The organism is Streptomyces sp. NPDC007088 (assembly GCF_042869355.1).
Taxonomy (GTDB): domain Bacteria; phylum Actinomycetota; class Actinomycetes; order Streptomycetales; family Streptomycetaceae; genus Streptomyces.
This window is the reverse complement of the sequence record NZ_JBIAFO010000029.1, coordinates 12,547-26,921: the sequence shown is the minus strand read 5'-3', so window position 1 is coordinate 26,921 and position 14,375 is coordinate 12,547. Positions and strand designations below refer to the sequence as shown.

The following is a 14,375-nucleotide window of genomic DNA, read 5'->3' as shown; positions in this document are numbered from 1 at the left end:
GGCTCCGGCGAGGAGAAGGGCCCCGTCCGGGCGGGGACGGGGCCCTTCTACGAGGCGCCGCGCCGGGTGCCGTGCCGTGGCGGCGGCCCGCCCGGCCGCCGCGCCTCCCGCACGGTCACCGGCTCCGCGGGTGCCCAGCCCGCCGGTCTCAGCGGGCCGTGAACTTCTCGTACGCGCGCATGACCTCCTCGGAGGGGCCGTCCATGCGCAGCTCGCCGTGCTCCAGCCACAGGACGCGTTCGCAGGTCGTGCGGATCGACTTGTTGTTGTGGCTCACCAGGAAGACCGTGCCGGCCCGTGCGCGCAGTTCGCGGATGCGGGCCTCGGAGCGCTTCTGGAACGCGCGGTCGCCCGTGGCCAGCGCCTCGTCGACGAGCAGGACGTCGTGGTTCTTGGCGGCGGCGATCGAGAACCGCAGCCGGGCGGCCATCCCCGAGGAGTACGTGCGCATCGGCAGGGAGATGAAGTCGCCCTTCTCGTTGATACCCGAGAAATCGACGATCTCCTCGTAGCGCTCGCGCACCTGCTCGCGGCTCATGCCCATCGCCAGCCCGCCGAGCTGGACGTTGCGCTCGCCGGTCAGATCGTTCATGAGGGCCGCGTTGACGCCGAGCAGCGAGGGCTGCCCGTCGGTGTAGATGTGGCCGCTCTCCACCGGGAGCAGGCCCGCGACCGCCTTGAGCAGGGTCGACTTGCCCGAGCCGTTGGAGCCGATCAGGCCGATCGCCTCGCCCCGGTACGCGGTGAACGACACGTCGCGCACCGCGTGCACCCGGCGCCCGCCCGGGGCGCCGCCCCGGCGCGCGATCCGGCTGAGCGCGGCGACGGCGCCGCCCCTGCCGCCCCTGGTCCCGTTGACCCGGTAGACGATGTCGACGTGCGAGGCGATCACGGTGGGGCGGCGCCCGGTCCCGGCGGGCGCGGCGGGGATCGCGGTGGTCGGTTCAGCCACGGCCGTACCTCTCCTCGGACTTCCAGAAGTAGACGAAACCGAACACGCCGCTCAGCAGCGCCCAGCCCAGGGCCACCGCCCACACGTGGTCGGGGAGCTGGTCGGCGTGGAAGCTGTCGATCAGCGCGAAACGCATGAGGTCGATGTAGACGGCCGGCGGATTGCACTGGAGGGCCACGGTCACCCAGTGCGGCAGGTCGTGCTTGGCCAGCATGTTGTCCAGGCTGAACATGACCCCGGAGGTGTACATCCAGGTCCGCATCACGAAGGGCATGAGCTGCGCGATGTCCGGGGTCTTCGCGCCCAGCCGCGCCATGACCAGCGCGAGCCCGGTGTTGAAGACGAACTGGAGCGCCAGCGTCGGCACGATCAGCACCCACGAGGGGCCCGGGTACACGCCGAAGGCCACGAGGATCACGGCGAGCGCGACCATCGAGTACAGGAGCTGCTGGAGCTGCTGGAGCGAGAAGGAAATGGGCAGCGAGGCGCGCGGGAAGTGCAGCGCCCGCACCAGGCCCAGGTTTCCGGAGATCGCCCTGGTCCCGGCGATGACGGTGGACTGCGTGAAGGTGAAGACGAAGACGCCCGTCACGAGGAAGGGCACGAAGTCCTCGACGCCCCGGCTCGTGTTGAGCAGCAGGCCGAAGATCAGCAGGTAGACCAGCGCGTTGAGCAGCGGGGTCATGACCTGCCACACCTGGCCCAGCTTCGCCTGGCTGTACTGCGCGCTCAGCTTGGCGGTCGAGAAGGTCAGGATGAAATGGCGCCGGCCCCACAGCTGGCGCACGTACTCCGGAAGGCTCGGCCGGGCCCCGCTGACCGTGAGGCCGTAGCGCTCGGCCAGCTCGGCGGGGCTCAGCCCGGCGTCGGGGCCGGGGCGGTCGTGCCGGGGCGGCGGGGTGTCGAGAACCTGGCTCATGGGCGGGCTGCTTTCGCCTACGAGGCTTTCGCCTTGGGGGGATTCGCCTGGGGGGTGCGGCTCGGTCGCGCGGGGCCGCGGCGGTGACCGCGGCCCCACGCGAGTTCTTCGCTCCGGTCGTTCGCGTCCGCTTCGCTCGCTGTTCACGTCGGAACGCAACCGTATCGTCGTCGCGCTGAGCCTAGGACTCCCGACGTCGGAACGCAACCGTTCCGTCGTACCGCCCTATGCTGGGGGCCATGGCGAGCGGCGAGGACACCAGCGGAACGGGCGGCGCACCCCGCGCCAGGCGGGCTCCCGCCGGGGCGGCCGTGCTGCGCGAGGACGTGACGGAGGCGATCCGCGCGGCGGTCTTCGCCGAACTGGCCGCCGTGGGCTACGGGCGGATGTCGATCGAGGGCATCGCGCGCCGCGCGGGCGTCGGCAAGACGGCGGTGTACCGGCGGTGGCGCTCCAAGCTGCACCTCGTCCTCGACCTCGTGTCGGCCATAGCGGCCTCGGGCCTGCCCGCCCCCGACACGGGCTCCCTCGTCGGGGACCTCACGCTCCTGTACGAGGTCACCTCACGCGCCCTGCGCCACCCCGTCGCCTCGCAGATCGTCCCCGACCTGCTGGCCGAGGCGGCCCGCACCCCCGATCTCCAGGAGGCGCTCCAGCGCGCGCTGCGCGAGGGCCAGCAGGGCGCCTTCCGCGGAGTGCTCGACGCGGCCGCGGCGCGCGGTGAACTGAGGCCCGGCCTCGACCAGGACCTCGCCCTCGACCTCGTCTCCGGCCCGCTGTACTGGCGCACCGTCGTGGTCCGTACGAAGGTGGGGCGCGGCTACGCGGCGGCGCTCGCGAAAAGCGTCGCGGGAGCGCTGCGCGAGCTGTAGCCGCGAGAGCTGTAGCCGCGAGAGCCGCGGCGGGCCCGGTCCGCCGTGCTCAGCGCTCCGCCCCGACCAGCCGTGCCAGCCTCCGCCGTGCGACGACCGCCGCGCCCCGCAGGCCCGGCGCGACGCGCAGCGCCAGCGAGCCCGAGTGGGTCGCGTAGGGCTGGACGAGGACGAAGCCGTGCCGGCGGCTGGGCAGCGCGGTACGGCGCAGCAGCCCCCGGGAGCGCACCGCGCGGGCCGTCGTGCGGCGCGTCGTACCGTCCGCGAAGCCCAGCAGGAGCCACAGGTCCCACGAGCCGGTCTCCAGGTCGGCGAGGTTCACCCGCAGGTCCGCCGTCCACGTCCCCGGCCGCGGCCCCGGGGTGAGGGCGGCGGTCCTGCGCTGCACCGACCGGCGGCTGGAGCGGTGCGTGAACTCGGCCTGCACCCCCGTCGGCCGGGCCCGCGCGAGCCGCCCGTACAGGTCGTGCACCCGCAGCCGCAGCACGCCGCCGTGCGCCCGGGGGCGCAGCGCCGCGTCCACCGTCACCGGCAGGACCCGCACGGGACGGTCCAGCAGTTCGCCGAGCCGCACCCCGGGCAGGTCGCGCGCCCACACGGGGCGGCCCCCGGCGTCCTCGGCGTACGGCGGCAGCAGGCGCGAGGGGCGGGACACCAGATCGCGCAGCCGTTCCAGGTCGCGCGGGGCGTCCGAGGCGAGCACGACCCGCCCGGCGATCCGGCCCGGGGCGGGGGCCGCCGCGAAGTCCCCGGCGTCGAAGCCCGCCAGATAGGCGCGGCTGAGCCGCCACCACTCCCTTTGGTACGCCTCGCCGCGCTGCGGCAGTTCGCGCAGGTACATCCGCAGCCCGCGCTCCAGGAAGGTGGCGCGCGCGGCCCGCAGGAGTCCGGGCTCCCCGGCCTCCTCGAAGGTCAGGACGGCCTGGCGGTGGGCCTCGATCCGGGCGTGCCAGTTGGCGACGTCGGAGCGGTCCAGGGACAGCGAGGGACGTTCCGCCGTGCGCCGCACCTGCCACACGTAGACCGGCTCGGTGATGAGCGCGACGCGCGGCCGGGCGGCGAGGACCCGCGCGCCGAACACGAAGTCCTCGTACACGAAGCGGCCCTCGGGGAAGCGGATGCCGTGCGCGCGCAGGAACCTCGTGCGGTACAGCTTGTTGACGCACAAGGTGTCCTGCGCCAGTCGCGGCAGGTCCTTTGGGCTCTCGACGAGCGCGGGCCGCTCGTACAGGCGCGGCTGCCACGGCGTCTCCCGGCCGTCGGGCAGTTCGCGGCGCACGCACAGACCGGCCGTGACCTCGCTCCCGTGCTCCCCGGCCGCTTTCAGGAGGGCGTCGAGCGCCCCGGGCGGCAGCAGGTCGTCGCTGTCCAGGAACATGACGTACGGGGCGGTCGAGAGGGCCAGGCCCTCGTTGCGCGGGGTGCCGCAGCCGCCGCTGTTCGTGGAGCGCCGCACGACGCGCAGCCGGGGCTCGTCGGCGGTCAGCGCGGCGAGGACCTCCGTGCTGCCGTCCGAGGAGCAGTCGTCCACCGCGATGACCTCGCGCACCCCCGGGCCCTGCGCCAGCGCCGAGCGCACCGCGTCCGCGATGTGCGGGGCGTCGTTGTAACCGATCACGACGATGTCGGCCTGTGCGGAGAAGGGGGTCATCCGCGCTCACCGCCCCCGCCGGAGACCCGCGCCAGGACCTCGCCGGTCTCCCGGCTCCAGTCCACCACCACGGCCTCCGCGGGCAGCCGTTGCCAGCGCGACAGCAGCAGCCAGCGCACGTGGTAGCGGCGCACGATCGCGGCGCGCCGCGCGGCGTCCGCCCTCCCCGACACGTAGGCGCGCGCCGCCCGCCAGCGCGCCGCGCGGTCCCGCTCCGCGAGGGCCGGGTCGGACCACACCGGGGCGGCCATGTCCACGCCGAAGCCCGGCAGGCTGCGGGTCGCCATCCGCTGGACCGTCAGCAGCGGCTCGCCCGGCCGCACGTGCTCCGCCGCCCACGCGTACGAGGGCCAGTCCGGCGGCCGGGCGCCGCCCTTCGGCAGGGCCGAGGCCGGCAGCACCGCCCCGGCCTGCGCGAACAGGAACCCGAGGCACACCGCGAGGGCCGCCGCCGCGCCGTACGCCGTGCGCCACCACCGCCGGGGCCGGGACGAGGTCAGCTCCAGCGCCGCCGCCACCTGGGGCACCACCACCGTCATCCCGAGGATGCGGCCGTACGTGAAGTGCCCGCTCGCCCCGCCGTAGCAGGCGACCACGAGGAAGACGAGGAACATCCAGGCGAGCGGGTCGCGCCGGTCCCGGCGCAGCCGCAGCGCGAGCGCGGGCAGCCCGACGAGGGCCACGAGCCAGTACCGGCCCACGAGGTCCCGGTACAGCGGACGGTGCGTCGGGTCGAGGACGTCCGAGGCCGAGCCCAGCGAGAACACCCCGAAGTACGGCCACACCGCGCCCGCCACCACGGCGGCGAGCGGGACGAGGGCCCAGCCCGCCGCCGCCCGCCACGTCCAGCCGCGCCACCGGGTCAGCACCAGGACCGCGACCCCGGCGACCGCCGCGACCGCGCTGATCGCGTGGATCAGCAGGATCAGCCCGCACAGGAGACCGAGCCCCGCCTTCGCCCACGCCGTGGCCGGGTACTCGCGCTCCGGCGAGGTCAGCCGCGCGGCCACCGCCCACGCGGCCAGCGCCAGGCCCATCGCGAAGGTGCTCGGGTAGCCGACCACGCTGACCAGCGACAACAGCCCGAGGAAGCCGCTCCACCGCAGCGGGTCGGTGCCCCACAGCGTCACCAGGAACACCAGGGCGAGCACGGGCGCCCACGGCCGGCGGCTGAACTGCTTCACGAAGGCGTTCAGGCCCAGCAGCAGCACCAGCAGGTTGACCGGCGCCGCGAGCCGGAAGACCGTCCAGCCGTCGGAGCCGGTGGCCTTCGCGAACAGCGCCTGCGCGAGGGCGTACGGCGAGTAGTACGGGCTGCCCGCGCCCGGCAGGTCCGCCATGGGGTGCGCGGGGTGGAACAGGCCGGCTTTGAGCCGTTCGACGACGGCCGCGTGCTGGCCCGCGTCGCAGCACACCGGGTGCGCCCACGCGGCGAGCGTGATCCCGATCCACAGCAGACCGCCGAACACGAAGTACGGCGTGGGACGCCAGCGCCCGAAGGGCCGCGTGCCGCTCGCCCCGGCGACCCGGGCCCGGCGCAGCGGCGGCGGCGCGGGGGCGGTACGGGCCGGGGCGGGGGAGGGGCCGAACGTGCCGGCCGCCCCGCTCGCGGCCCCGGCCGCCCCGCTTCCGCCACCGGCCGCTCCCGCGCCCTCGGACCCGCCGGGCGTACCGCTCACGGAGTCCACGGAATCCACGGAGTCCTCTCGGTCGAGGTCACCGGCCGCGGGCGTCCCGGGGCCGGCGGTCCCCGCGGGCGGCTCCCACGGGTGGTTCCGCACGGAGCTCGTCTCCCCGCGGATACCGCCGTCAAGCGGTACCTCCCACTTTTACGCCTTTTGTCCGCCGACAGAGAGTGTTCGGCGCCCAAAAGCGTGGCCCCGGGCACGAGGGGCCGAGGGCGGGCCGAGCGCCGGGGGCGGGCCCGGGGGCGGCCGAGGACGTGCGCCGCCCCTGGGCGGCCGAGCGCGAGCCCGGGGCGGCTTCGCGCACGAGGGCGGGGCCACACCGCTGCGCGCGGTCCGGCCCCGCCCTCCCGTACCGGGTGACCCGGCCGGTGTCCGCCCTACTTCACCGCCCCCGCCATCACCCCCGACACGAACTGCCGCTGGAAGGCGAAGAACACGATCAGCGGGATCACCATCGACAGGAAGGCGCCCGGCGCGAGGATGTCCACGTTGTTGCCGAACTGGCGGACCTGCTGCTGGAGCGCCACGGTGATCGGCGGGCTGCCCGAGTCCGCGAAGATCAGCGCGATCAGCATGTCGTTCCACACCCACAGGAACTGGAAGATGCCGAGCGAGGCGATCGCGGGACCGGCCAGCGGCATCACGACCCGCGTGAACAGCCGCAGCTCCCCGGCCCCGTCCAGCCGCGCCGCCTCCAGCAGCTCGCGCGGGATCTCCGCGAAGAAGTTGCGCAGCAGGAACACCGCGAACGGCAGCCCGAAGGCGACGTGGAAGAGGATCACGCCGATCGTCGTCTCGAAGACGCCGATCGCCCCGAACAGCTTGGACACCGGCAGCAGCGCCACCTGCACCGGCACCACGAGCAGCCCCACGACCAGCAGGAACCACCAGTCGCGGCCCGGGAAGTCCATCCAGGCGAAGGCGTACCCGGCCAGCGAGCCGATGACCACGACGAGCAGCGTCGCGGGCACCGTGATCAGCACCGTCGACCACAGCGAGTGCGTGATGGTGCTGTCGTCCAGCAGCCGCGCGTAGTTGTCCACGGTCAGCTGGGCGGGTTTCGTGAACACCTGCCACCAGCCGCTCTCCCCGATGTCCGAGGGGGAGCGCAGCGAGGACAGCAGCAGACCCAGCGTCGGCACGAGCCAGAACACGGCGACGACCAGCAGGAACAGCCGCATCACCCCGCCCGCCGCGTAGCCCGCGAGCCGCGCCGCGAGCGGCCTCGTCGCCCGGACGGGACGAGGCGCCCCGTCCCCGGACGGCTTCGCGGCCGCCCCGCGCGGTTCCGGCACGGCCTCACCCGGAACGGTGGTCATCGCCTCGCCTCCTTGCGCAGCCTGCGGACATTGAGCAGCATCACCGGGACCACCAGGACGAACAGGAAGATCGAGATCGCGCTCGCCACGCCCGCGTCGCCGTCCACGAACGCCGTGTTGTACAGCTCCAGGGCCAGCACGTTGGCGTCGTCCCTGACCGCTCCCGGCGGCACCACGAAGACCAGATCGAAGATCTTCAGGACGTTGATCATGAGGGTGACCAGGACGACGCCGAGCACCGGCGCGAGCAGCGGCACCGTGACCCGCCGGAACACCTGCCACTCGTTGGCGCCGTCGACCCGGGCCGCCTCCAGCAGCTCCCTGGGCATCCCCGCGAGGCCCGCCCCGATCAGCACCATCGCGAAACCGGCCCACATCCAGATGTACGCGCCGATCACCGCCCAGGTCACGAGCGAGGGACCGAGCCAGTCGACCCCGTTGTACGGCTCGCGGAAGTTGTCCGCCGGGTAGCGCAGCAGCGCCCCGTCGGCGGCGGCCGGCAGCGTGAAGGTGCCGTCGGCGCGGGCCGTGGCCGAGGCCACGACCTTCCCGTCCCTGACCGCCTCGACCCTGATCCCGGCGTAGCCCAGCTCCTTCGGGTCGACGGTGTCCGGTTTCCCGCCGCCGCCCTTCGTGAAGTCCTGCCAGGCGGTGCCGGTGACCTTGCCCGGTTCGGGCGCGGCCCGCTTCGCGGGCGCCGCCTTGTCCGGCATGACGTCGGGCGCGACGCCGACCAGCGGCAGCGTCACCGGCGTACCGGCCCGCACCGGCCGCTTCGTCACGAAGCTCCCGCCCGGCCCCTTCTCCAGCGGCGACTCCGGCCCCGGATGGGCCTTGGGGAAGGCGGAGGAGGAGGCGAAGGTGTCGTGCACGGTGACCGCGACGGCGTTCGCGACGCCCCGGTCCGGGTCCTGCTCGTACACCAGCCGGAAGATGATCCCGGAGGCCAGCATCGAGATCGCCATCGGCATGAACACGAGCATCTTGAAGGCCGTGCCCCAGCGCACCCGTTCGGTCAGCACCGCGAAGACCAGCCCCAGCGCGGTCGCCACAGTCGGCGCCACCACGAGCCAGATCGCGTTGTTCCTGATCGCGGTGCGGATGTTCGCGTCGGTGAACATCTCGACGTAGTTGTCGAAGCCGACGAAGCCGTCGCCCGGCTTGTCGAAGAGGCTGCGCACCAGCGAGTACCCGATCGGGTAGACCACGAGCGCGCCCAGCAGCACCAGCGCGGGCAGCAGGAAGGCCACGGCCATCGAACGGCGGGTCCGCGTCACGCTCCGTACGGTGCCCGGACGGCTCCCGGCGCCCTTCCGGGACGAGGACGAGGACGGGGAAGGGGACGTCGGGGACGGCGGCGGGCCCGGGGGCGGCGTCTGCGCGACGCCCCCGGCGGTCGGGTCGGCCATCCCCTCAGTCCTTGTACGCCTTGGCCGCGTCGCTCTCCAGCCGCCGCTGGATCGCCGTCACGTTCTCCGGCTGCCCCAGGAAGTCCTGGAGCGCCTTCCACTCGCCCTTGCCGGGGGAACCGCCGAAGGCCTGCGGCATCTGGTCGGACATGTCGTAGCGGATGTCGTCGCCCGCCGCGATGAGCGACTTCGCGATGTCCCGCTGCACCGGGTCGGGGTACGCGCCGAAGTCCAGCGACTTGTTCGGGGAGACGAAGCCGCCGGTCCTCGCCCAGATCCCGGCCGCCTCCGGCGAGGCGAGATACGTCAGCAGGGCCTGTGCGCCCTTCGAGTCCTTGAGGGCGACCGCGGCGTCCCCGCCGACCACCGCCGGAGCCTTCCCGTCGCCGACCGCGGGGAAGGGGAACACCTTCGCGTCCGTGCCGATCTTCGCGTCGGTCTGCGCGATGTTGATGCCGACGAAGTCCGCCTCGAAGACCATGCCGGCCTTCGGCTGGTCACCGCCGGTGAAGGTCTGTGTGACCGAGGCGGGGAACTCCGTGCTGAGCGCCCCCTTCGCGCCGCCCGCGATCAGCTCCGGCTTCCCGAAGAGCTGCCCGAGCGTGGTCAGCGCCTCCTTGACGGAAGGGTCGGTCCACTTGATCTCGTGCCGGGCGAGCTGGTCGTACTTCTCGGGGCCGGCCTGCGAGAGGTAGACGTTCTCGAACCAGTCGGTCAGCGTCCAGCCGTCCGCGCCCGCCACCGACACCGGGGTGACCCCCGAGTCCGAGACGGTCCGCGCGGTCTTCAGGAAGTCCTCCCAGCTCTTCGGCTCGCTCGCCCCCGCGTTCTCGAAGACGGCCGTGTTGTACCAGACCAGCGACTTGTTGGCGGCCTTGAAGTAGACGCCGTACTGCGTCCCGCCGACCTTGCCGAGGTCCTGCCAGCCCTGCCCGTAGTTCTTCGCCAGCTCGGCCTTGGCCGCCGCGCCCACCGGCTTGGCCCACTTGCGGTCCACGGCCTGCTCGATCGCCCCGACCTGCGGCAGCATCCCGACGTCCGGGGGCTCCCCGCCCGCGATCTTAGACTCCAGGAAACCGATCACCGGGTCCTGCGCCGGTACGTACTCGGTCTTCGCCCCGGTCCGCTTCTCGAAGTCGGCCAGCACCTTGAGGAACGCCTTGCGCTCCTCGCCGCTCCACACGGCGGCGACCTTGACGGTCTGCCCTTTCAGGTCCGGCAGCTTCGGCCCGGCGGCCGCGGGCTTGGACTCGGGCTTGCCGTCCCCCTCGCCCCCGTCCTCGTCCCCACCGCAGGCGGTAAGCAGCAGAGCCCCCGCCGCCACCGCCACGATCGCGGACCTGCGTATCCGAAGAGTTGCGCGCATCATTGCCCCGTTCTCTTCAACTGCCGTCGTTCACAAGATCGTTCGGACACTGATCCTCGGATCAGAGAGGGGACCTCTGCCCCGTCGGGACGTGTCTACGCCTGCGCTCACCGGCCCGGCAAGGGAGCCACCACCGCCAAGTGCACCATCGTGATGCGGTCGTTACGTCGCGTAATCGCCAACAGGGTTGTGCGGGGCGGGCGTTGAGGGCGCGAGGAGGGCCTCGCGGCTCGCGTGGGGCAGCCGGGGCGGGGCGTGAGGGGGCCGGGCGCGAGGGCGTGCGGGGCGCGTCGGCCCGGGTCGCGGCGCGGTGAGCGGCCGTGGGCGGTGGGCCGGGCGGCGCTCAGATCAGCGGGGGCGGACCCTGTGCCCCGCTCGAACGCGCCGCCCGCTCCAGGGCGCTCGCGAGCAGAGCGAGGTCGGTCGGCCCGTTGCCCAGCTCCCGCACCGGCCGGCGGGCCGGGGGATCGCCCATGCGCTCCCACTCCAGCGGCAGCACGGTGGGCCGCAAGGTCGCCGTACGCGGTATGCGCCCGGTGACCCGGCCGCCCTGGAACGGCAGCGCCGCCCCGTCCGGGGTGTGCAGCCTGCCCCGGCCCGGCGCCGGGTCCTCGGGCGCGGTGGACGGCGCGTCCAGCGTGATCCGCAGCCCCGCCCCGCGCGCCAGCTCGGTCACGGCGACCCGTTCGGTCCGGGTGGCGGCGGCCACCAGATGCACCCCGAGCCGCGCCCCCTCACGCGCCACCGCCTCCAGCGCCCGCACGACGGAACCCGCCGCGGGCCGGGCCGTGGAGCCGAGCGGTGGATCGAGCAGCGCGTCGAGATCGTCCACGACGACGACGAGCCGGGGCAGCGACTCGTCCTCAGCCGCCTGCGAGGCCGCCTGCGCACCGGGCTGTCGCGTACGGGAGTTCGGCCGCAGGCGCAGGGTCCGGCTGGGCGGCGCGTCCAGATCCCCGTCCGCGGACCGCTCCGCGCGCGGAGCGCCGGGCTGCGACGGGACGGACTCCCCGTGCGAGGAGCGCGGCCGGGCCCGCTCCCCGTACGGGGGCTCCGCGGCGCCGCGCCCGGCCTCCGCGTGCCCGCCGGAGCGCGCCACCGGGGCGTCCGCCGGATGCGGGGCGGGGGCCTCCCGCCGCGCGCCTTCCCGTTCCTGGCGTACGGCGTCGGGGCGCGGGTGCTGCCCCCACGCCGCTTCCCGCGAACGGGCCGATCGCTCGGACCGCGCCTCGGACACGTCCCGCCCGCCCTGGGCGGCCGGCCCGTCCCAAGGGGCGCGGACCGCGCGGCCGGAGTCCCGCGGGTCCCTTGCCCGCCGCGTCTCCCGGGCCTCGTACGCCTCGCCCGGACCACGCGTCTCCCCGCGCTCGCGTACGTCCGTGCGGAGCGTGCCGTCCCGCTGCGGGGGTACCTCACCGTCGCCGTAGTCGCCGTACCCGAGGCGCCGCTGCGTGCGCGTGGCGGCGCCCCGCCCGTACGCCCCGGTCCTGATCTCCTCGGCGAGCGCCGCCTCCGGCGGCAGGTCGGCGCGGGTCTCACGGCGCCGCTCGCCCTGCGCGGGCGACTCCCGGCGGCGCGCGGAGGCGGCACCGGCGATGCCCCGGCCGTGGGTCTGCGCCTCGGAACCGCCGGCCGGGGGCGGGCCGGCGAGCCGGTCGCCGAGCCCGCCGCCCGCCGGGGAACCGGGGCGCGTGAGAGCGTGCCGGCCGAGGAAGTCGGTGCCTTCGAGCAGGCGCGCCCGCCGCTTCAGCTCGGCGGTCAGCGACTGCGCGAACTCCCGCATCCGCACCGGGTCCTGGGCGACGAGATGGGTGGAGACGTGCGGCAGGTCGAGACAGACACCGAGCCCCTCGCCGGGCTGCGCCGGGGCGCCGCCGCCGTCGATCAGCACGAGCCCGAGCCGGTCCGGCCGCTCCCCGGCGGCCAGCGAGGCCGACACGGAACGCAGCAGTTCGGTGCGGCCGCTGCCGGGCGGGCCCTCCACGAGCAGATGCGGACCGTGCGGACCGTCCAGATCGACGGTCGCGGGACCGTGCGGCCCCGCCCCCAGCACCGCGAGCGCCCGGCCGCCGCGGGCCGCGGCCTCGTCGGCCGCCGCCGCCCAACGGGCCAGCAGCGAGGCGGGCGTGGCCCGCGCGAGCCCCAGTTCGTCGAGGAGCCGCGCGGCCTGCGGCAGCGGGGCGGCGAGCGCGCCCCGCGGGTCCCCGGGGGCGGTGTCGGTGCGCAGCGGGGCGAGCGCGCGGGCGAAGCGCTCCGCCCAGGCCGCCGACACCCCGTCCGCCGTCCCCACCGTGCCCGAGCCCACGGGCGTCCCGCCCACCGTGCGCAGCAGGTGCAGCCCGGTGGCCACCTCCCCGCTCAGCAGCGCGACGGCCCCGCACTCCCGGAAGGCGGGCAGCCGCGCGCAGGCCGTCTCGAAGGTGTCGGCCACGGGCGAGGCGGCCGTCGCCGCGGGCGTCTCGACCAGGCACAGCAGGTGCACCCCGGCGGCGGGCCCCTCGCTCGCGCACCAGGCCGCCGCCTCGCGCAGCGCCGGGGTGCCCGGGTCCCCGTCCAGGACGACCACGGTGTGCGGGGCCCGCGCCGCGTCGTGCGGACGGCGCCGCACCTCCTCGAACCGTGCCCGCGCCTGCTCCCGGTCGTAGGCCACGAGGACCCGGCAGTCCTGGCCCCGGGTCGGCCGGGCCTGCGGCAGCCAGCCGAGCCAGGACCAGTCCGCGGTACGCCCGGCGACCGGCCACCGCTCGTCGGCGCTGACCAGGACGATCTCCAGCAGGTCGGGGGAGTGCAGCGCGGCGAGCTGGGCGAGCACCGAGCGGGCCAGCCCGAGCAGCCGCTCACGCGGACCGGCCAGCCCCAGCGCCCCCGCCTCGCGCGGGCTCACGGTCACCGGGACGGTCAGCGTCACCCCGTCCGGGCCCGTGCGGTCGGCCGTGCCGACGCGGACCACGAGGCTCTCCGGATGGCCGGGGCCGCGCTCCCACAGGCGGGTCCCCGGGCCCAGCGCGGTGAGCAGCAGCGCGGCCGGATCGGGCCAGGGATCGGTGGCGCCCGCCCGGACCCGGCCGGCCGCGAAGGTGGCGGGGACCCGGCCGGCACCGCTTCCCGCACCGCCCTCCGGCAGCCCCGGGAGCGTGTCGGGCACCTCCTCCCCGGCCCGGCCGCCGAACCGCCGCGTCCACTTCGACAGCCCGCGCCTGCGCCCGCCGCGCGCCTCCTCGGCGGGGGCGGGTGGCGGGACGTGCGACCCCGGTTCGTCCGCGTACGGCTGCGCGTACCCGGCGCCCTCGCCCGCCGTGTCCAAGGTTCCCGGAGACGCCGGGAGGCCGCCGGGGGCGGCCGGGCCGCTCCCGGCCCCCCCGGCTTCCCCGGTCTCCGCGAGGGCCGGGCGGTCCGTACCCCGCGCCGGGGTGGCCGGCTCGGCCGGCGGACCGTCGGCGATCCGCACCCGGACGTGCCCCTCGCCGTCCGGCGTCGTCGCGGCCGACGGGAGCGCGGCACCCGGCACCACGCGCAGCACCGATTCGCCGACCCGCAGCAGAGAGCCCCATGAAAGCGGGACGGGCTCCGGCCCGACCCGCCGCCCGTCGAGCGTGGTGCCGTTGGTCGAGCCGAGGTCGGCGACCCGGACCCGGCCCGTGCCGTCGACCGTCACCGCGCAGTGCGTACGGGAGACGTCGGGGTCGTCGAGGGTGATGTCCGCGCCCGCCGAGCGGCCGAGGCTGATCTCGCCCCCGTGCAGCAGATGGACGCCGCCCGCGTCGGGCCCGGACAGGACGTGCAGCTGCGGGGTCGAGCCGTCCGGGGCCGGTCCGGGGGGCACCGGGGCACCCAGGGACAGCACCGCCCCGTCCACCAGCGGGGGCTCACCGAGGACCGCGCGCTGGGCGTCGAGCCGCTGCCCGCCCGCGTAGAGCACGGCGGGGCCCTCACCGGCCTGCGCCGCGCTCGCGAGCCCGGCCGCGACGGCGGACAGCGTCGTACCGGCGGGGGCGGTGACCAGAACGTCGCAGGTGCGCGCGGGATGGCCGCCGCGCGGCCCGAGGAGGGTCAGCCGAATCTGCATCGCGGTCAGCGGTCCCTTCTGTGCGGGCGCCCGGCAGCGGAAACCGGTGGCTCCCCCGCCGCGCACGGGCACGTCGGCCTGTACGACAGGCATCCTCGCACTTGCCACCGACAACACGCCCGTCACCTGACGT

Annotated in this window: 9 protein-coding genes; 1 reads left to right on the top strand and 8 read right to left on the bottom strand. The window is 75.3% G+C overall.

The genetic code is table 11. The features are described from left to right. Positions 1-148 precede the first annotated feature (148 nt). Together ACFYMP_RS29745 and ACFYMP_RS29740 are read right to left on the bottom strand one after the other, a co-directional pair. Positions 149-952, bottom strand: coding sequence for an ABC transporter ATP-binding protein (locus ACFYMP_RS29745; protein WP_388863332.1), 804 nt, complete (start codon positions 950-952; stop codon positions 149-151). Beyond that, the gene (locus ACFYMP_RS29740) at positions 945-1,871 is read right to left on the bottom strand and encodes an ABC transporter permease (protein ID WP_388863330.1); all 927 of its coding nucleotides are present in this window, start codon (positions 1,869-1,871) and stop codon (positions 945-947) included. Before ACFYMP_RS29740 ends, ACFYMP_RS29745 begins: the two co-directional genes overlap by 8 nt. 227 nt (positions 1,872-2,098) lie before the next feature. Here ACFYMP_RS29740 and ACFYMP_RS29735 point away from each other — a divergent pair, with 227 nt between their 5' ends. Next, positions 2,099-2,743 carry a TetR/AcrR family transcriptional regulator gene (locus ACFYMP_RS29735; RefSeq protein ID WP_388863328.1) on the top strand — a complete coding sequence of 215 codons (645 nt, stop codon included), beginning with the start codon at positions 2,099-2,101 and terminating at the stop codon, positions 2,741-2,743. A gap of 49 nt (positions 2,744-2,792) precedes the next feature. Here ACFYMP_RS29735 and ACFYMP_RS29730 read toward each other — a convergent pair whose 3' ends face one another. The 6 genes from ACFYMP_RS29730 to ACFYMP_RS29705 all read right to left on the bottom strand — a co-directional run bounded on the left by ACFYMP_RS29730 (position 2,793) and on the right by ACFYMP_RS29705 (position 14,242). After that, a complete protein-coding gene (locus ACFYMP_RS29730; protein WP_388863326.1) occupies positions 2,793-4,394 on the bottom strand; it encodes a glycosyltransferase in 1,602 nt (533 codons plus the stop codon). Then, positions 4,391-6,073 carry a hypothetical protein gene (locus ACFYMP_RS29725; protein WP_388863324.1) on the bottom strand — a complete coding sequence of 561 codons (1,683 nt, stop codon included), beginning with the start codon at positions 6,071-6,073 and terminating at the stop codon, positions 4,391-4,393. Before ACFYMP_RS29725 ends, ACFYMP_RS29730 begins: the two co-directional genes overlap by 4 nt. Before the next feature lie 386 nt (positions 6,074-6,459). Further along, complete coding sequence (locus ACFYMP_RS29720) at positions 6,460-7,401, bottom strand: carbohydrate ABC transporter permease (protein WP_388863322.1); 942 nt, start codon at positions 7,399-7,401, stop codon at positions 6,460-6,462. Continuing rightward, positions 7,398-8,810, bottom strand: coding sequence for a carbohydrate ABC transporter permease (locus ACFYMP_RS29715; RefSeq protein WP_388863320.1), 1,413 nt, complete (start codon positions 8,808-8,810; stop codon positions 7,398-7,400). The genes ACFYMP_RS29720 and ACFYMP_RS29715 overlap by 4 nt, the downstream gene beginning before the upstream one ends. Positions 8,811-8,814: 4 nt before the next feature. After that, positions 8,815-10,176 carry an ABC transporter substrate-binding protein gene (locus tag ACFYMP_RS29710; RefSeq protein ID WP_388863318.1) on the bottom strand — a complete coding sequence of 454 codons (1,362 nt, stop codon included), beginning with the start codon at positions 10,174-10,176 and terminating at the stop codon, positions 8,815-8,817. 343 nt (positions 10,177-10,519) lie between these two features. Continuing rightward, on the bottom strand, positions 10,520-14,242 hold the full coding sequence (locus ACFYMP_RS29705; RefSeq protein WP_388863371.1) for an FHA domain-containing protein: 3,723 nt from the start codon (positions 14,240-14,242) through the stop codon (positions 10,520-10,522). Between the last annotated feature and the right edge of the window lie 133 nt (positions 14,243-14,375).